Origin of the sequence: Psychrobacter immobilis (genome assembly GCF_904846175.1) — a bacterium.
GTDB lineage: Bacteria > Pseudomonadota > Gammaproteobacteria > Pseudomonadales > Moraxellaceae > Psychrobacter > Psychrobacter immobilis_E.
In genome coordinates this window covers 55,860-73,322 of the sequence record NZ_CAJGZM010000005.1, presented here as the reverse complement: position 1 = coordinate 73,322, position 17,463 = coordinate 55,860, and the positions used below count along the sequence as shown (strand labels likewise).

Genomic DNA, 17,463 nt, shown 5'->3' with positions numbered 1-17,463 from the left:
GTTTGTGTAACATGCACAGGATATAGCTGACTACATTGACAATAATTTTTACTGTTTTATGAGAAAAAAAACGTCTAAGCGTTAAATCCATAATTGTAGATTTAACATTTAGACGTTTTTAAATTGGACCGAGGCAATTATGCTACATAGGGTTTAACTCATTATTAAGATAATATAATAATCTATAGTGTCAATATAGACTTTAATTCCCTACTGGATTATGTAATCTTACGTAATTGTTTCGATACACTCTGTATATTCTTGTATTAGTCCTTAGTTATCTATCCATTTTAAGGGTAAATAATCGATAAATTAGCTTACATTGTCATCAAAAGTTACAAATTCAAAGTTATTTTAGCTATTAAAGTCTCAATAGCTAATGAGATTTTTGATGAAGAATCAATTTATAAGTAATAGAACAGTCTTATACCTTTCTCATTTACTTTTAACGCTAACACTATAATCAAAGTATTCTTAACTGCTAACACATTATAATTGCTGCTCTACCGATTCGATATCAGCATAAACTTGGGTCGTCCCGTCTTTATTGAGCTGCATAACCTGATAGGGCATGAATTTATTTTGATACTCCATACCTGGGCTACCAACAGGCATACCCGGTACAGCAAGTCCGAGCGCTTGTACTGGCGGATTCTCTAAAAATTGCGCCATATACTTAGCAGGTACATGGCCTTCAAAGACGTAATCATCAGTAGTGACTACAGTATGGCAAGAACGCATCTCAGTTGGAACGCTGTAGCGCTCTTTAAATACGGCTAAGTCCGCAACATCTTGCGCGGTTGCACTTAGACCATTATCTTCTGCATGACTTATCCATTCTTTACAGCAGCCGCAATTAGCATCTTTATATACCGTGGCTGAGACGTTTTTTAGTAGGTCTGGTTTACTTACTGATGTCATCATAGGGGCACTTATAACGTTTGGTTCAGCTGTCTTTGGAACAGTCACTACATCTTCAGTTGATGCCGATGTTGTGCTTGCATCAGATACGCCACTACTCGGTTGGCTACAAGCAAATAGTGATGAGGCGGCAAGTAATACTAACGTACTACGCAACCCCTTAGACAGATGACGATTGAATATAAGACTGGATTTTATTTTTAAGGTGGTCATAGTACTCTCTCATGTACTGTAAATATTGTGAGCTATAGAAGGCCACGTAACACTTCATATCGTTTGGTAATGTAGCATAATAACCCATCAAACGGGGTACGTAAATTTATCCATTGAGCAGTGCGGACTGGTATCATAAGCAGTTTTTATTTTGAAATGCTGCCTGTAGTATTAACGGGTCTATCTGAGTTTTGGATTTTGATCAAAAATTCAAGGCACATAATTTTGGATAATTTGCGATGAGCCTGTCTACTATTAATCTACAAAAGCGTTTGAGTACTCACTCAAATCAATTACCGCTATGGTTTACGCTAGTAGCAGCATGGCTTGCAGGAGCTATTTTTTTATTTGCGCTAGCGCCTTATGGGTTCTGGCCGCTAGCAATAGTGTCACCAGCGATTTTATATGCGCTGTTGGTACCAAATATGAGTGGTCGTCGCGCTTTTATTATTGGTGAAGCTTACGGTATGGGGTTATGGTGCGTCGGCGGCTTTTGGCTCTATACTGCCATCCATGATTATAGCGATACTCCAACGTGGCTCGCATTGATTATGATTGCATTGATGGGTCTCGGTATGGGACTGTTTCATGGATTTTTAGCACTAGTCTTTAACCGTATGGTAGGCAAACAACCCTTTTCATTTGCTGCTCTTTGGGTGCTACAAGAATGGTTAAAAACTTGGTTATTCACAGGCTTTCCATGGCTGTTTGTTGGTTATGCGTTTACTGAAGAGTATTGGCTATCGTCCTTAGCACCCGTTGCTGGTGTTTTTGCCGTCTCTTTTGTTGCCATACTATTGGCTGCAAGTTTAGTAGAGCTACTGCTTCGGCGCAGTAGTTATGCCGCCGTTTCTTTACTGTTATTAGCCATTAGCACATCATTATGGCTGGTCAATCCGCAATGGACAAAACCTAAGGGCACACCTGATCTGTCAGTGTCATTGATTCAAGGTAATATTTCACAAGATATAAAGTGGCTGACTCAATATCAAGTAGAAACGCTAAAGATTTATGCGAAGTTAACGCGCACTGAGTGGGGACGTGATGTTGTGGTGTGGCCTGAATCATCTATTCCGATGTTTCAGGATGAGGCTGCGGGCTTTATTAGTGAAATGATAGAAATGGCCAATGCGACCAATACTACATGGATAACTGGTATCCCTTATAAGGATAAAGCGGCATTCAATGCCAGTACGGATAAGTATCCCCCATTTTACAATAGCGTGATTGCTCGAGGTGTAGAAGCGGAAGGCCTATACAAGAAGCAGCGTCTGGTGCCTTTTGGAGAGTATATTCCATTTGAAGGCGTACTCGATATTTTCCCAAATTTGGCCGGTAGTCAGGATATTAAGAGCTATAGTCGTGGTAGTGATCAGCAGTCACCGCTACAAGTGCGTGGACACAATATAGGGACGGCTATCTGTTATGAGGTAGCTTATCCAGATACTACGCGTAAAAATGCCATCGATACTGACTTTTTGTTGACCGTCTCTAACGATGCCTGGTTTGGCACTTCAGCAGGACCATTGCAACATTTGCAAATGGTACAAATGCGCGCTCTTGAGAACGGGCGCTGGTTTATTCGAGCGACCAATACTGGTGTTACCGCTATCATTAACCATAAAGGTCGTATTGTAAAACGCGCACCGCAGTTTGAGCGTACTGTACTACGTGGTGAGATACAGGCACGGGTTGGTAACACTCCCTTTATGCTTATGGGAAATTATCCTATCTTGATAATAATAGCGCTGCTATTACTACTGAGCTATTTTGGCAAAGGTCTAACCACACTTAGAAGACGAGGGTAATAGTAAACTTAATCATAATAATTTAATCAGCATAAATTTTATTGTAGGATTCATGTTTCAGCTGCTTTAGACTCTAAGTCTTGATCAAGCGATTCTACGAAACTTTCAGATATTATCATGCTGTAGATACCTCTAACCAAATGACCATATTCGTGACATGCATCGAATCTACTTTTCTCCATAGTTTTTTTGTTATTCAAAAAGATAAAAGGCATTCACGCCTCAGTTGGTTGATTAGATTTAGGGAGAATATCACATTGCTGGGATAATTTTTTTCCGCTTGCTGCGCGCAAGCCAAACAGATGCTTCGAAATATTTATTCCAGCACCACGTTATGATCGTTGACACTCTTTTGTTTTGAACAGACGGTCGTGTTCGCAAGGGTCAAATTTTGCTATTATGACCAACATTTTATTATCAATAATTATGATACCTTTATGATGATTCATCCTCAGTATGATCCCGTTGCGCTGTCTTTGGGTCCAGTAGAAGTGAACTGGTATGGTTTAATGTACCTGCTGGCATTTGCCGCCGCTTATGGTCTGGCTTGGTATCGTAGTACCAAACGCGACAATTGGACCACCGATATGGTGTCTGATTTGGTCTTTTATGGGGCGCTTGGCGTTATTTTAGGCGGTCGGATTGGCTATGTGCTGTTTTATCAATTCGGCGAGCTACTACAAAACCCCGCATACCTATTAAAGGTTTGGGAAGGCGGTATGTCTTTCCACGGCGGCTTTATTGGCGTCATGATAGGTATGTGGTTCTTTGCGCGTAAATACAAAAAAACCACCTTTCAAGTATTCGATTTTATCGTTCCTTGCGTGCCAACTGGCTTACTGTTTGGTCGTATCGGTAATTATATCAATGGTGAACTATGGGGGCGCGTATCAGACGGTGGCTATAATTGGCTGACCTACTTTCCGCAAGCCGCTGCCTTTGATATGGAGCAATTACAGAGCAATCCACAATTGCAAGAATTAATGATTGAGGTTAATGGTCAGTACATACTGCCTCGTCATCCATCGCAACTATATGAAGCCTTCGCCGAAGGTCTGCTGCTATTTATCTTTTTATGGTGGTACTCATCAAAGCCGCGTCCACGTATGGCCGCTTCTGCCGTGTTCTTACTGGGCTACGGTATCAGCCGCTTTATCATTGAATTCTTCCGTCAGCCAGATGCTGATCAAGGATTTATCCTTTTAGGTTGGATGACCAAAGGACAAATATTAAGCGCACCGATGATTATCGCTGGCTTAATTATGCTGATTTACGCTTATAAACGTGGTATCTATGATTGGGGTAAGCAGTCTGCTTATTAGGTATGAGAGACAATCATGTATGAACTAATAAAAATGAACGCTGTGCTAACAAGATACATTCCTTTGTGAAACTGATATCTATGTTAGAGTAAGATTTTTTTATTCCTAAAGCCAATCTGTTTAGTGACAACTGGGAGGTAAGCCTTCATTAAAGGCGATCTTATATTTAATAGGTACAGCGACTAATTAAAAAGATGGATATGCCGCCATTTCATCTTGAAAGGTACACTGCTATGTACACTGAGCTGCTATGAGTATTTTGACTACTGACATCAATAGCTTGCAGCTTGATATTCAAGTCCTCACTAGGGAACCGTATCCATAGGTATATTGGTTTAATAAAACCCGCTAATTGTTAGCGGGTTTTTTATTGTGTAAGACTAATGAAGTTGTACTATCAGTATATGTAATAATCAAAGCATATTATTAGGGGGCTTTCATGCAAGAATTACTACAATTGCCAATTCAAATACAGGCCACATTGGTTGCGGGTTACTTGGGCTATGCTTTATTAAAACGAGACTACCGTAAGACCGAAAAAATAACGGATATGTGGCTACTTATATTACTATTAGGTTTACCAACAGCGGTTACTTTGCAACTGTGTGACTCAAGTTGGGCTTACCTATCAGTATTTTTTGGCTTACCACTTGCATACGGCTGGTTAAAGTTTGCTGAAGCAAAATGGACAAATTTATTATATCGTAAAAAAATTAGCCATACTCTAAATTCAGGAGACACTTGGAAAACCTTATCTGCTCATAAAGATGTAGCAGCAACCCAAATAAAATTAGTCCATAAGAATGGTAATCAATATTTATGTAATAGTACGATGGAGTTTTTTGGAGAAGCATTTGCCCCATTTATTATGGACGAAGATGGTATTGCCTTTTATGTTACGGATACTAAAGGTAAAGACGGTGTGGAATGGATAGAGGTAGCACAGGTTAAGTTAGAGCCAGAGTTTGGTAGTATGATTACTTATTTCCCTCGTGCCGATATAGAGTTTTTGGAAATGAGATATACAACACAAGTAGAGCAAGGTTAGTAAAAAAACTATTTATGCGGGTTATGTGGTGGTTTAGGCGGGGGTCTACTGGATACTGGCCGCTGCCCGTTATCACTTAATGGCCAACTACCTCGGTCTGATTTTTTTTCACCGTTGGAACTTGAATTCCCGTTGTTTGGATTACCCATAGTTACATCCTAATATTTTAAAGAAGTTTATTTATGTGGGTTGTGTGGTGGTTTCGGTGGTTTGCTAGTTGATTCTGGGTTTTGTCCAATTGCAGTGTCACCCATAGGTCTACGAATTGAGGCACCTTGGTCTGATTCGTTAATAGGTTTCCCTCTATCTTTTGAATTTGTACCACCATTTTTTGGATCGCTCATTCTTACTTCCTTATAATATAGTCTGATGAGTAAAATGCACATAAATGAAGTTTACAAGCTATTTTTAATTTATGTTATAAAGAAGTGAATGTAAAGAGTTAACTTATACCTATCGTCCAAACACAAAAAACCTGCTGTTAGAGCTACTGATAGCAGGTTTTTTGTGTTTGGAATCAATGTTTAAATGCATTGATATTCTGTGGTGGTCATCAACTACGCGGCGTCATCACGGCACTGAGCTATATTGAAAAAACTATAGAAGCTAACATGGAATATTTTAATCAGACAGCTCGATCATAATGACCCATGCTATCGATTTTATAGTCAGTTCATATCTAACACTAGCAGTTTTATGCCTGTATAGCGCATCGAACGTGTTCCCATAAGAGTCATGATGGCAAATAAAATAATCGGCTGAATATACTGCTGGAGATAGTACACAGCTAAAGGTGAATATATCAAATAGTTAGGTTTTCTGCATAATACTAAACGCAGCTGGATTCAATTCGCTCTATTTATCTTATTGACGTTTAGCTATTTACTTGCATTCTATTTCCTATTATCATACATCAACTTGATGTCAATATATCGGAAATATTATGTTTTCACTACAACCGTCGTTTGATGCTACTTCAGATAAATTTATTGATGAAACTTCTGAGGTCGTTAGTGCTCTTGCTGCCATTCACCCCAGTCTTACAACTCAACTAGTTTACGAGGTGATTCTGGCTGCTAATGAAAAAACCCAGCATGTTGGAACATCCTTTCCAACAAATGCTTTATTAGCGATGTGGCAGTTTCATATTTCAGGCTTTCTTAGAGAGAAATTATGTTCTTTTGGTTGGACCAAAGTTGATGGCAAGGGAGGAGTCGCATATGTAATATCGCCGTGTAAGGAGCATGCAATCCGTGTCTTTGCAGGTAATAAGTATGTAGGCTTAAGAGATGGAAGCGTAAGCAATAAATCGATTAAAGGTAGTACTCTTAAAGATGATATTTATCCTTTATTAAATTCTGATAAGGGAACTACCATTTGGACTTTACTTCATTACCGATTTGGTGAGTTAATGAGATTAGAGCTTTCACAGCCAAAATCATTTGCAAAAGGTAGGATTGATGACTGGAGTACGCGTATTAAACTTCCTGATATCAAATTCAACATTCCTACAACACCACGTATGAAAGATAAAGTAGAAGTAGGTGTAGTTCCTATCAAGCGTAAGAAAAAAGCTTAATTACCTTAAGGCTAATATATGTTTAATCCAAATCGATTACAGTTTGCAATCGATAGGCGGGCTGTGAGCAAAGCCGAATTAGCAGAAAAGCTAAATATTACTCCTAGAACATTAACAAATTACCTAAATGGAAATACTGAGCCTAATTTGGTTGATCTTTCAAGGGTGCTAAGCTTGCCTATCGATTTTTTTAAAGGCAGTGATTTACCAATCATTGATGAACATAGCGTTAGTTTCAGATCTCGTTCTAGAATGACCAAAAAAGTTAAAGCTGAAGCTTTAACTTATGGCATAACCGGTTTTATGCTTAATGATTGGTTTGAAGAAGAGTTTGAGCTCGTTCAGTCAGAACTTCCTGATTTATCCCATTTATCTCCTGAAGAAGCGGCTAATACGCTCCGTTATGACTGGGGTTTAGGCGATAAACCTATTGGAAGCTTAATTGCTCTGTTAGAGTCAAAAGGTATACGTATTTTTTCGATTTTTGTAAAATCGGAATATATTGATGCTTTTAGCGTTTGGTATGATGACCAGCCTTTTATCTTTCTTAATAACCAAAAAACTATGGAGAGAAGTAGATTTGATGCATGTCACGAATTAGGTCATTTGGTTAGAGATATTTACAGCATGAAAATGTCTGAAAGTTTCGGCAAATCGCTTGAGCAAGACTTAGATTCTAAAGCAGTTGAAAGAGGTGCAGATAAGTTTGCGTCTGCGTTCTTAATGCCCGAAGTTGCATTAATGGAATATAGACATGTAAACCCTACTTTAAACAACCTTATTGAGCTGAAAAAAGTGTTCGGTGTATCTTTAGTAGCACTGGCATATAGAATGCATAAATTAGGGTTAATAAGCGAATGGATTTATACAAGAGTGCTTTGTCCAGCAATTGCAAAGTATAACTATCGAAAGTCAGAGCCTCATCCTATGGATAGAGAGACCTCTCAAGTACTCAATACGATAACCAGTGAACTAAATTCAGAAGGAATGAGTCTAGATGATATTGCTAAAAAAATTAATCTTAGAAAAGCTGATATAACTCCATTACTGTTTCAACTTGCTGATAGCACAAAGCCTTTTCATTTGTTCCAAGTTTTAAAATGAAGTGAGATTGTCAGTCAAGATTGATAGCTGCTTTCACTTTGGTTACTCTTAATTCAACGACTCATGCATACATATGGGCGATCACTAAATCAAAAAATGAATGCCCATGAGTATCAATAGCTTCATTATCTATGATAAGCACCCACCTATTTGATGCTGCACCTAAGCTTTTAAAGCATCATCATTAGAAAATTGGATTACCACACAACAGTCTTGAGTTTTTTGTTATATTAGATATTATTTTTGTATAGAATTACTCATTTACTCATATGAGTAAATGAGTAATATATTTTATGAAAATAATCTCAATACTGAACACAAAGAGTGACAGCAATTTATCAGATATGAATTTCATAGCTGCAAGACATATATGTTGCTCGTCAACAATGACCATTACCACGGCATCATAGCCACCACACGCTGGCCATTTATGTAATAGCACATAAGTAGCAATATAATTTCAGGTGGAAGAGTTAGCTCTTTGGTTGTCCCATTAAGATGTTCCGTTCGCGTAATACCGTCAGCATAAGCCTTACTTTTTTTGTCGTAAAATCCAAAATAATCACCAACTAAGCGAATATCGTTTAATAGTTTTCCATGCTTTTTATCCACTGCTTTACTTATGGCAAGTGTACCCTGTGGCTCATCAATCAAGATCATCATTGCAACAAATTGCATCACACGATCATGCAGCTTGACGGACTCCATCATCTCATTATAAAAAGCATATGCCTCAGCGCCGGTACAAAGTTTTTCAAACATAGTAAGCGCATGAGCTACCATTTCTGCAATCACAGAGTCGTTTTCTGCAAACTTTATAGCAATAGTATTTCTAGCAATCGGTAGCATTACAGATAGATAACCATCACTGTCTACCACCACCCCACTATTCATGTAGGGCCCTACATCGTCTTGAATATTCAATAATGCAGATTTATGATTCTCAATAAACATTTAGTGTTACTCAGTAATCGTCCCAGTAATACTAAAAACCTCGTGTTTTTAGCTAATAAGTACAGCCTGATTGTTACTTCGGTTTTCTAAGAGTGGCAAGGTTTTTCACTTATTCAGAGTTTTATAATCAGGTACTAACTATCTAGAATAAACTGTCGTAGTAAACTATCAACTCTTATGTTCACTTTAAACGCGGGTATAGTCGCGTTTTCGATAGATTCAAAGTACGCTTTTGCTTTGGTCTTATTGACGGTCTCTTTTAGTTCGTCATAAAGACCAAATTCATTGATTGTGGCGTCTGTAACCTGTCTACTCATAAGCTCACGCAGTTTTGCCTCATTAAGTCCTAAATCATCTGAGAGCTGTTGTATTTCATCACTCTCAGCTTGAGCTTGATACTTGGTGATATAGTCTTTAAAAGTGGTGTTGGCATCGACTTTAACTTTGCCACGCTGTACATCATTTAAAAATATATTGGCATGCTTTTGCTCTGCTTGACTAAGCGATGGAAAGGCCTGATGCAGCTCATTTAGGGCCTGCTCAGCACCTTCTAGGTCAATCAGCTCAAGGTATTTATCAAAACGCGCATTCAGATAGTCGGTATCAATTCTATCGGTATTAATTTCCGTTAAGTAACCTGAAATATCAAATGGGACGTCACCACCATCACCACCTGACCCTCCGCCTGAAAACAGCTCTTTATAGCGCATTGCGAGCACCAAGTAAGTCTGTTCATCAAAGTCTAAGCTGACACTGCTATCATCAAATTCGTAAGTTAGTTTATCCCACACAAAGCCCTGTATTTCTGCAGCTTCTAGATATTCATTAAATAGCTTAAACAGCTTGGCAAACTTAGCCTGACTCGCCTCTTCAGTGGGCAGCGCTTCAAAGTTTTGTATACTAGCAATGGCAAATACTTCTACTGTCTCCGCAAACACTCTATTCATCTCATTTAGATTTTTCTCAAGCTTATCTACAAAAAGTCCAAGAGGCTTATCGCCAGAGTACAGTTTTATGGCTGCCGCAATATTACGCTCCATACTATGGGGCTTACGGTAATAGCGTATCGTACCGAAGGGTTTATCAGGGCCAAATAATCGATTGGTACGAGAGAACGCCTGAATAATACTTTCATAGCGAATGAGTTTATCTAGATATAAGGTATTTACCCACTTAGAATCAAATCCTGTTAGCAGCTGCTCAACCACAATGAGAATGTTCAATTGATCCGCTGGAGTACGCTCAATTAACTTGTATTCAACTTTATGAGATAAGCGATTGGCAATGTCTTTTTTAAATTTGCTATGACTAGAAATCGTAAATTTTTGCTCAAACTGCGCGTTATAGTCCTCTATGATTTCAGCCAGACCCTGCTCTTTAAAAATCGAGGTGGTCTCATTGCCCTCATTAGGGTCGAATAAAGCACTTATTTTTAAATCCAGATTATCCTCGGCTATTTTTTGTTTAAGCAACCTATAGTAGGTAATGGCCTCAGTAATGCTGCTGGTAGCGAATAGTGCATGAAATTTATTACCACGGCTCAATGTCGGATAATTATCCAAGATATCTGCCACCACTTGCTCTTGGTGTTCTGGCGTCAGATATTGCACGTTCGGTAAATAGTCCTCAATACCCTTATTATATGTACCGTCAGCAGAGTTATCACCCGCCATAGGCACATCATTCATAAATTTATAATACTTTTTTTTCTTAACATCATCCTCTAAAGCGTCAGATTCGCTATCTGCTTTTGCTTGATGTAGAGCGACGACCTGACGTACTTCTTTATCTTTAAAGGTCGCCACACGGTACAAGTCAAAGCCTAAGACATTACGGTCACGAATGCCGTCAGCAATGCTATAACGGTGCAATTCATTACCAAAGATGGTCGCGGTGGTACTCATCTTACGCTGGTTCTCATCGTGTATCGGCGTACCTGTAAAGCCAAAGAGCATAGCATTAGGAAAGGTCTGCTTGATGGTTTGCAGCATCTCACCAAAGGTAGAGCGGTGTGCCTCATCAACGATAAATACCAAGCGCTTATCTTGCATAACAGCCAAATCATGTGCGTTCATCGCATTATTATCGGCCTTAATATTGCTCATCTTTTGAATAGAGGTGACAATCAAGACGTCAGCAGGATCATCACTCTTAAGCTTGCTTATTAGCGCATTAGTATCTTCAGTAGCTTGTACACTTTGGCTTTCTTCAGCGAAGCTCTTATAAGCATCAAGTGACTGCGTACCTAGCTCAATTCTATCCATTAAAAAAACGACTTTATCAGCGTCTTTTGAGCTGGCAATCAGCTGTGCTGACTTAAAGCTAGTCATGGTCTTACCGGAGCCTGTGGTATGCCAAACATAGCCGCCTAATTGGCTATTCTTGCTTTGCCACTGCGTGGTAGATACCTTGTCTGATATGGCGTTGGCAGCATAATACTGATAACTACGCATGACCTTTAGCACCCCATCGGCATTATCTGCCACGGTATAAAAGCCAATGAGCTGATGGGCCATAGGAATCGACAGTAATGAGGCTGCGATGTCCTTGTAACTCGTGTATGGCTCGTTATAGACGTTGGCCCACTGAAAGTAATACTCAGGCTTAAAATTACCATCTGGATTGGCAAAATAAACCGTTTCATCCGGTGTCATCGCGACGAATATCTGTACTAAGGCAAACAGTCCGCTAAAGATACCGGCTTCGGCATATTTTTCAATTTGAATGCATGCTTGACTGACGGCGATACCGCTTTTTTTAAGCTCAAGGTGAAATACAGGCATACCGTTGATGAGTAGCATCAAGTCGCCACGGCGATTTTTTAGAATGGGCGATTTGGTAGGAAATAGCGGCTGCTTTACGATTTGATAACGACTCTGTCCGGCCGCAATTTCATGACGGTTATAAATACTAAGGCTGATCTCTTTGCCGTAGTGCAAGGCGTCATCTGGGTTGTCACGAGTGATGGCGACACTGTTGCCATTGATAAAACCGTTTAGCTGGAGCGGTGTTTTTAAGGTATTGATTTGCTCAATAAGCTGCTGCATCTCGCTATCAGTCAGCGGGATATTATTAAGTCGGTCCGGATTGCGATTGTTCTGAAATAAAATATTGGCCCAGTTGTCTATTAAATCCTGTTCTGTCGGACGGTTGATAACGGTGTCTTCCCATCCCTTTTGAATTAGGATTTTGATAAGGGCGTTTTCAAACTCGTCTTCTGATTTAAAGGTCATGGGCTTGCCTTAGGGCGTTAGATTACTTTACGTTAAATGTGAAATCGATGCGTTGTTATACAAACATCTTTGCTAACAGAGCTTTTTTAAGATTTTCAAGGGCTTTGAGCTGCTTAGCTTGCAAGGCAAGAGTGTCATCCAGTTGCTTAAAGAACTGACCGATAGCAATTTGTTCTTTCATTGTCGGTAAAGGAACTTCAATTTCCATCATCGCTTTTTTAGAAATATTAAATCTAGAGATACCTTGTGCCAATAATATAATTTTTGATCGGACCTTATCAGAACGCAACATAAAGGCTATATAGTTTAAGTCTACTTCTTGTGTCAAACGAAAACCGAAACAAAAGCTATTTAAATATATAGGGTAATAATTGTGTTGCCAAACAGACGACATACCAACCTCTTCAGGAGTTTCTGAAGAAGTAGTAAATAAAACATCTCCTTTTTCCACTAAGTTTTGTCTGCTGTCTACTTCCACATTATCCAACATGGTGACTGATGAGAGCGTATTAGAATAAACATTCATATATGTGACATATTTTGCTGAGCCATGTCCAAAGTCATGCTTGGTTTTACCACTCAATCCTGTATAGGTATAACCTATATCTCCTAGTTTCTTATCAGTCCATTCTTCATTGAAGTTTTTTAAACGAATTTTAGGCTGATCCTCTTCTGCTTGAGGAAACATTCTACTAAGGAAATTATTTTTCAAAATCTTTGTTTTTTCATGCTTAGAGCGATAAATGGTAATAGTTTTATCAATATGTTGAAAGTATTCACCAATAGCAATCTGCTCAGGTTTTTTTGGAAAACTGATAGGTATCGAGTGTATCGTTGAGCTAGTTAGGCTTGGCACTCCTGTTGAAGTATTTAATTTTCGCCATTGAATTTTTTGAAATAACGTGAATATAAAAAGGCCTGAAGCCTCTTTAGAAAGCTCGCTATAAAATAAAGTATCTACAGTCCAAAACGGAGAATTCATGTAATAAGGCTTGTCAATTGTTCCCTTTCTACCAATTAACACGCTTTCTTTATCATACAAAGGAATGTTAGTTCTTCCTATCTCACCACCTGTTGCTAAAATTGGATAAATACCACCAGTCACTTCAATGTTTTTTTGTGACATACCACTCTTTATTTTCAAAACATCTCTTACTTTACCTTCAATCCAGTCATCAATGAACCCATTAAAACGAATATCAGGCGTGTTGTTATTTATATTCATATTACGCTCTATTTATTAAAAGTTGCAGTAGCGAGATATTGATATAGTAGGAGCTGCGTCCGATTTTCTCTTTTTGTAGCAGTCCAATATCGGTCAGCTCATCTAAGTATTTAGTAGCCGTGATACGCGACACATCTAAATCATCCATTACAAACTCTATCTTGGTGTAGGGATGGTTAAATAAGTTATTTAACAGCTCTTGGCGATAGATTTTGGGCTTCTCCTCGCGTATTTTGAGCTTGTACGTTTGTATCAATGCCTTGATATCTTTGATTAATATGATGGTAGATTTAGACGTTTCTTCTACACTATCAAGCATAAATAACAGCCAGCCTTCCCAGTCACCAGTATCTCGAACGTGCTGTAGATAGTGATAGTAATCAGCCTTATGGCGAATCAGGTAGTGACTCAGGTATAAAACGGGCAAATCTAGTAAGCCTTGCGCCACCAAATAGAGAATATTTAAAATCCGTCCTGTACGTCCATTACCATCATAGAACGGATGGATACTCTCAAACTGATGATGAATGACCGCCATTTTTACCAGTGGGTCCAGATCGCAGATCGCATCATCATTTATGAAGGTGGCGAGATTATCCATCAATACTTTGATATCGTCGCCGTGTTGGGGCGGCGTATAGACTATGTCGCCTTGGCTGTTTTTGAGAGTAGTACCTGGCAGCTTACGAAAGCCTGCGACGTTTTTCTCTAACTCTTCTTGAATGGCCAAAATATCACTTAAACGAATAATGCCACTTTTTCGTACTGTGTCGAAACTTGATTTTAGCGCTTGCGTATAGTTCTGTACCTCTTTGGTTGCAAGACTTTGGTTGACGATATCAAGCTCAGCTTTAAACAGCTCATCATTGGTAGTGACAATATTCTCTATCTCAGAGCTGTGCTTCGCTTCTTGTAGAGCCAAGGTATTGATCAAGATCGCTTCATTAGGGATGGATGAGACCACACCTTTGAGTTCAGCTAAATAGCGATTGGCTGAAGACAGTTTTTTTAGGACGGCTCTGGTTTCTAGCGCCTCCATATCAGGGAGCGGTAAAGGGATAATCTGATACTCGTCCATGGACACCTCTTGGGATATGTATAATATTTCAGCTTTTTTATACATGTTATGCAAATATGCATAAAAAAGCCGCTTTTCTATACATGTTTATTTGATATCAGCATTTAACATAGCTAGCTTTTTAAAATAGCCTGTAGCGCTTGCAGTCCTGCACTATCGAACTCATCAGCAACTAAGTCATCTATCATATCGGCAAGCTGGCACTCTGCTGCTGTAAGCTCATTAGTCGTTGCGGTATAAGTGTCTGCATACTTGTCCGCTAGCGCCCTTACTTGTCGTGTAAGGTCACTAATGACATCATCGGCCAACTGCGCCATAACCTGTACCAACGGCTGTATCCATTTAAGATGAAGTAGCTCATTAACGGTGTCATCATCCAACCATTCGATAACGAGCTTGGTGAGTTGATGGAGGGCTTCACTATCGTCTCTAATTTCAATCTTTAGCATTTTTTCTTGTATTAATAGCCCATCTGCCTGCACGAGCCTTGCTTCTTCAGTGTCAGCAGCAAATTGATGCATCGCTTGTAGAGTTTTTAGATAGCTATTGATAGCAGACTTGCCGTAAGTACCATCTTTGTTTGCCTCTATGGCATCCCAGTTGACTGCTGATTCTTGAGCAATAAAATCAAGTTTTTCAGGTTTTTTAGGTTTACGGTCTAAAAATACTAGATATCGGTTTAAGCCTAAGATTTCAGGAGTTTCGATATCTTTATAAGCAGCTTTCAGGGCCTTGTTGATTTCACTAGAGGCAAAGCTAGTGTTACTATCGTTTAGTAACTTCTCTTTTTCCTCTTCACTTAGCTCATCAATTAAGCTTTCTAATTCGCCAGTGACAGCCGTTAGCTGATGCTCTTTATCCTGTAGACTTTGCAGTCTGTCTGCTAATAGATGCTGCTGTACCAAGTTAAAGGGCAGTATGTGACCGGCCCAACCTTCTTGAACTTCCTCGTCTTTGCCGTTTACTTTTTTAAGTACCATATTGGGATTAACGATAGTGGTGGCAGCAAAACCTTCTGTTTTGATAATTTCTAAATCTACTGTTATGAGCTGCCACTGATCATCGAGCGCTTGATAAGCGGTGTATTTATTAATCAATAAAAAATCTTGCAGACGAGTAAAAATATCATTTGCTAAGATATCTTCTTGCCTTGATATCTTAAGGTTATCCAAGTTAGTAATCAGCTGTTGATCAAGGTAGTCGGCAAAATCGGCAAAACCACTACGGTAACGCTCAAAAAATGCTTTTACGTCATTGTTCTGGTAGATATGTGGCTCAATATCGGTTGTCGCAAGCTCGTAATAAGGCTTATCTTCTTCCTGATTAAACAAGCTGCTTTTGAGACTTGGGAACGCTGCCCAATAACGATCAAGCGCATCAATCTCATTTCGCGGAATACCGCCAAACATAGTGGCATAAATATCCCAAGCAGTAGCTGCTTCAGCAGAGTCTACATATCGTGGAATGTTTAGATTGTAGCCTTGATCACGTATATCTTGTTGGCTGACCACACGGGCGTATTTGTCGATATTTTGACGGTCAATAACCGCATCCGTGATTTTTTTGATATGCGACGCTTGCAGTTGATTGTCTTTGCCAACTTTTATAAAATCTTTTGAAGCATCTATGATCAGCACATCTGTGTTGACACGTTTTTGTTTGAGAATGATGATAACCGTAGGAATACCTGTGCCAAAGAAGATGTTAGCAGGTAACCCAATAATGGTATCGATATGATTGTAGTCGATAAGATTTGTGCGAATTTTTTCTTCTTCACCGCCACGAAATAATACGCCGTGAGGCAGCACAATCGCCATGATACCGTCTGGTTTGAGATGATATAGGTCGTGAAGTAAAAAGGCATAGTCTGCCTTAGTTTTTGGTGCAAGGCCAAAACGAGCATAGCGCGGATCAGACTCTTTGTTGGCAGAGTCCCATTCTTGTGAATAAGGAGGATTAGATACCACAGCATCTACGTGCAAGATGTTATAGCTATTGACTGGGTCAGCTTCATCAAAGTATGGCCAATCATCCTCTAACGTATCCGCATTACGAGTAAAGATATTAGAAGGCAAAACCCCGCGCATGATTAAGTTCATACGAGTCAAGTTATAGGTATTTTGTTTGAGCTCTTGAGCGTAGTATTTAACGTTGTTTTTACTATCAATATGTCTGGCAATAGATTGACCGATATTAATAAGTAGCGAACCCGAACCACTGGTTGGGTCATAGATAGCAATGTTGTCACGATCTTTTAGATGGTCTGCGATAATCTCAGACATCAACAAAGATACCTCGTGTGGGGTGTAAAACTCACCAGCTTTTTTACCTGCATTGGCTGCAAACATACCCAAAAGGTACTCATAGATGAAGCCAAGAACATCATAATCTTGCTTACCATCCATAGGAATGCTTTTAATCAAATGAATCAAACTGCTGGCTGCCTTGGTTTGAGATGCGGCATCTTTACCAAGATTGCTTAAGCCATTGTGTAAGGTTGAAAAGATACCTTCAAACACCTTCTTGTTTTCTATATTCCGTGAAAATGAGTTTAGTGCATCGCGTATATTAGCAATCTCAAAATCGCTACCTTTACTTATCCACGTCGAAAACAAATGCGGATAAGGAATAAAGTAGCCAAGGTTTTCTTTAATAAACTCGACAGCTTCAACGTCTTCTTCCGTCAAGCTGCTAATATTCTCATCAGTAAAATCGTTGGCTTTTAAGAACTGCAATTCTTTATCTGATAAGAATTTGTAGAACATAAACCCGATAATATAGTCTTTATATTCATTCGCTTCGATCTTAGAGCGCATTTGATTGGCGGATTGCCAGATTTTGTTAGCTAGTTGTTGTTTATTCATAAGGCAGTTTGGTCTTTATAAGTGATCAAGGAGATGGCGGCATGGTGTCAGATTGTAGCGGTTAACAGGTCTGAAGGCAAAACGCTATTTCATCAACTAACAACATTTTAGTAA

At 39.2% G+C, this 17,463-nt stretch carries 13 protein-coding genes; 5 read left to right on the top strand and 8 right to left on the bottom strand.

What is annotated here, in order from left to right; translation table 11 throughout:
* Positions 1 to 489 precede the first annotated feature (489 nt).
* On the bottom strand, positions 490 to 1,134 hold the full coding sequence (locus JMW39_RS08605; protein WP_045455788.1) for a DUF411 domain-containing protein: 645 nt from the start codon (positions 1,132 to 1,134) through the stop codon (positions 490 to 492).
* Positions 1,135 to 1,373: 239 nt separating this feature from the next.
* Here JMW39_RS08605 and lnt point away from each other — a divergent pair, with 239 nt between their 5' ends.
* Positions 1,374 to 2,942 carry an apolipoprotein N-acyltransferase gene (gene lnt, locus JMW39_RS08600; RefSeq protein WP_194621230.1) on the top strand — a complete coding sequence of 523 codons (1,569 nt, stop codon included), beginning with the start codon at positions 1,374 to 1,376 and terminating at the stop codon, positions 2,940 to 2,942.
* 50 nt (positions 2,943 to 2,992) lie between these two features.
* On the opposite strand, the gene JMW39_RS13405 is transcribed toward lnt, so the two are convergent.
* Positions 2,993 to 3,157 carry an ImmA/IrrE family metallo-endopeptidase gene (locus JMW39_RS13405; RefSeq protein WP_353511630.1) on the bottom strand — a complete coding sequence of 55 codons (165 nt, stop codon included), beginning with the start codon at positions 3,155 to 3,157 and terminating at the stop codon, positions 2,993 to 2,995.
* 222 nt (positions 3,158 to 3,379) lie between these two features.
* Between JMW39_RS13405 and lgt the strand changes: the two genes are divergently transcribed.
* Positions 3,380 to 4,264: a prolipoprotein diacylglyceryl transferase gene (gene lgt / locus JMW39_RS08595; protein WP_045455784.1), complete on the top strand. Its 885-nt coding sequence runs from the start codon at positions 3,380 to 3,382 to the stop codon at positions 4,262 to 4,264.
* Positions 4,265 to 4,703: 439 nt separating this feature from the next.
* Positions 4,704 to 5,312, top strand: a complete 609-nt coding sequence (locus tag JMW39_RS08590; RefSeq protein ID WP_194621231.1) for a hypothetical protein — start codon at positions 4,704 to 4,706, stop codon at positions 5,310 to 5,312.
* Between the two features lie 176 nt (positions 5,313 to 5,488).
* On the opposite strand, the gene JMW39_RS08585 is transcribed toward JMW39_RS08590, so the two are convergent.
* Positions 5,489 to 5,656, bottom strand: a complete 168-nt coding sequence (locus JMW39_RS08585; RefSeq protein ID WP_194621232.1) for a hypothetical protein — start codon at positions 5,654 to 5,656, stop codon at positions 5,489 to 5,491.
* A 599-nt stretch (positions 5,657 to 6,255) separates the two neighbouring features.
* Here JMW39_RS08585 and JMW39_RS08580 point away from each other — a divergent pair.
* Together JMW39_RS08580 and JMW39_RS08575 are read left to right on the top strand one after the other, a co-directional pair.
* Positions 6,256 to 6,891, top strand: a complete 636-nt coding sequence (locus tag JMW39_RS08580; protein ID WP_194621233.1) for a hypothetical protein — start codon at positions 6,256 to 6,258, stop codon at positions 6,889 to 6,891.
* An 18-nt stretch (positions 6,892 to 6,909) separates the two neighbouring features.
* Positions 6,910 to 7,995: an ImmA/IrrE family metallo-endopeptidase gene (locus JMW39_RS08575; protein ID WP_194621234.1), complete on the top strand. Its 1,086-nt coding sequence runs from the start codon at positions 6,910 to 6,912 to the stop codon at positions 7,993 to 7,995.
* Positions 7,996 to 8,388: 393 nt separating this feature from the next.
* Here JMW39_RS08575 and JMW39_RS08570 read toward each other — a convergent pair whose 3' ends face one another.
* From JMW39_RS08570 to JMW39_RS08550, 5 genes are all read right to left on the bottom strand, one after another.
* Entirely contained in the window at positions 8,389 to 8,949 is a 561-nt protein-coding gene (locus tag JMW39_RS08570) for a hypothetical protein (protein ID WP_194621235.1), read from the bottom strand.
* A 134-nt stretch (positions 8,950 to 9,083) separates the two neighbouring features.
* The gene (locus JMW39_RS08565) at positions 9,084 to 12,182 is read right to left on the bottom strand and encodes a type I restriction endonuclease subunit R (protein WP_194621236.1); all 3,099 of its coding nucleotides are present in this window, start codon (positions 12,180 to 12,182) and stop codon (positions 9,084 to 9,086) included.
* A 55-nt stretch (positions 12,183 to 12,237) separates the two neighbouring features.
* A complete protein-coding gene (locus tag JMW39_RS08560) occupies positions 12,238 to 13,407 on the bottom strand; it encodes a restriction endonuclease subunit S (protein ID WP_194621237.1) in 1,170 nt (389 codons plus the stop codon).
* A gap of 1 nt (position 13,408) precedes the next feature.
* Positions 13,409 to 14,485 (bottom strand): Fic family protein, encoded by a 1,077-nt coding sequence (locus JMW39_RS08555; RefSeq protein WP_194621238.1) that lies wholly within the window; start codon positions 14,483 to 14,485, stop codon positions 13,409 to 13,411.
* 113 nt (positions 14,486 to 14,598) lie between these two features.
* Entirely contained in the window at positions 14,599 to 17,349 is a 2,751-nt protein-coding gene (locus tag JMW39_RS08550) for a type I restriction-modification system subunit M (RefSeq protein WP_194621239.1), read from the bottom strand.
* Positions 17,350 to 17,463 lie beyond the last annotated feature (114 nt).

What these genes read in the sequence shown, in the direction of transcription:
- JMW39_RS08605 (WP_045455788.1), bottom strand. Translation starts at nt 1,134, where the DNA reads ATGACCACCTTAAAAATAAAATCCAGTCTTATATTCAATCGTCATCTG.
- lnt (WP_194621230.1), top strand. Translation starts at nt 1,374, where the DNA reads ATGAGCCTGTCTACTATTAATCTACAAAAGCGTTTGAGTACTCACTCA.
- JMW39_RS13405 (WP_353511630.1), bottom strand. Translation starts at nt 3,157, where the DNA reads ATGCCTTTTATCTTTTTGAATAACAAAAAAACTATGGAGAAAAGTAGA.
- lgt (WP_045455784.1), top strand. Translation starts at nt 3,380, where the DNA reads ATGATGATTCATCCTCAGTATGATCCCGTTGCGCTGTCTTTGGGTCCA.
- JMW39_RS08590 (WP_194621231.1), top strand. Translation starts at nt 4,704, where the DNA reads ATGCAAGAATTACTACAATTGCCAATTCAAATACAGGCCACATTGGTT.
- JMW39_RS08585 (WP_194621232.1), bottom strand. Translation starts at nt 5,656, where the DNA reads ATGAGCGATCCAAAAAATGGTGGTACAAATTCAAAAGATAGAGGGAAA.
- JMW39_RS08580 (WP_194621233.1), top strand. Translation starts at nt 6,256, where the DNA reads ATGTTTTCACTACAACCGTCGTTTGATGCTACTTCAGATAAATTTATT.
- JMW39_RS08575 (WP_194621234.1), top strand. Translation starts at nt 6,910, where the DNA reads ATGTTTAATCCAAATCGATTACAGTTTGCAATCGATAGGCGGGCTGTG.
- JMW39_RS08570 (WP_194621235.1), bottom strand. Translation starts at nt 8,949, where the DNA reads ATGTTTATTGAGAATCATAAATCTGCATTATTGAATATTCAAGACGAT.
- JMW39_RS08565 (WP_194621236.1), bottom strand. Translation starts at nt 12,182, where the DNA reads ATGACCTTTAAATCAGAAGACGAGTTTGAAAACGCCCTTATCAAAATC.
- JMW39_RS08560 (WP_194621237.1), bottom strand. Translation starts at nt 13,407, where the DNA reads ATGAATATAAATAACAACACGCCTGATATTCGTTTTAATGGGTTCATT.
- JMW39_RS08555 (WP_194621238.1), bottom strand. Translation starts at nt 14,485, where the DNA reads ATGGACGAGTATCAGATTATCCCTTTACCGCTCCCTGATATGGAGGCG.
- JMW39_RS08550 (WP_194621239.1), bottom strand. Translation starts at nt 17,349, where the DNA reads ATGAATAAACAACAACTAGCTAACAAAATCTGGCAATCCGCCAATCAA.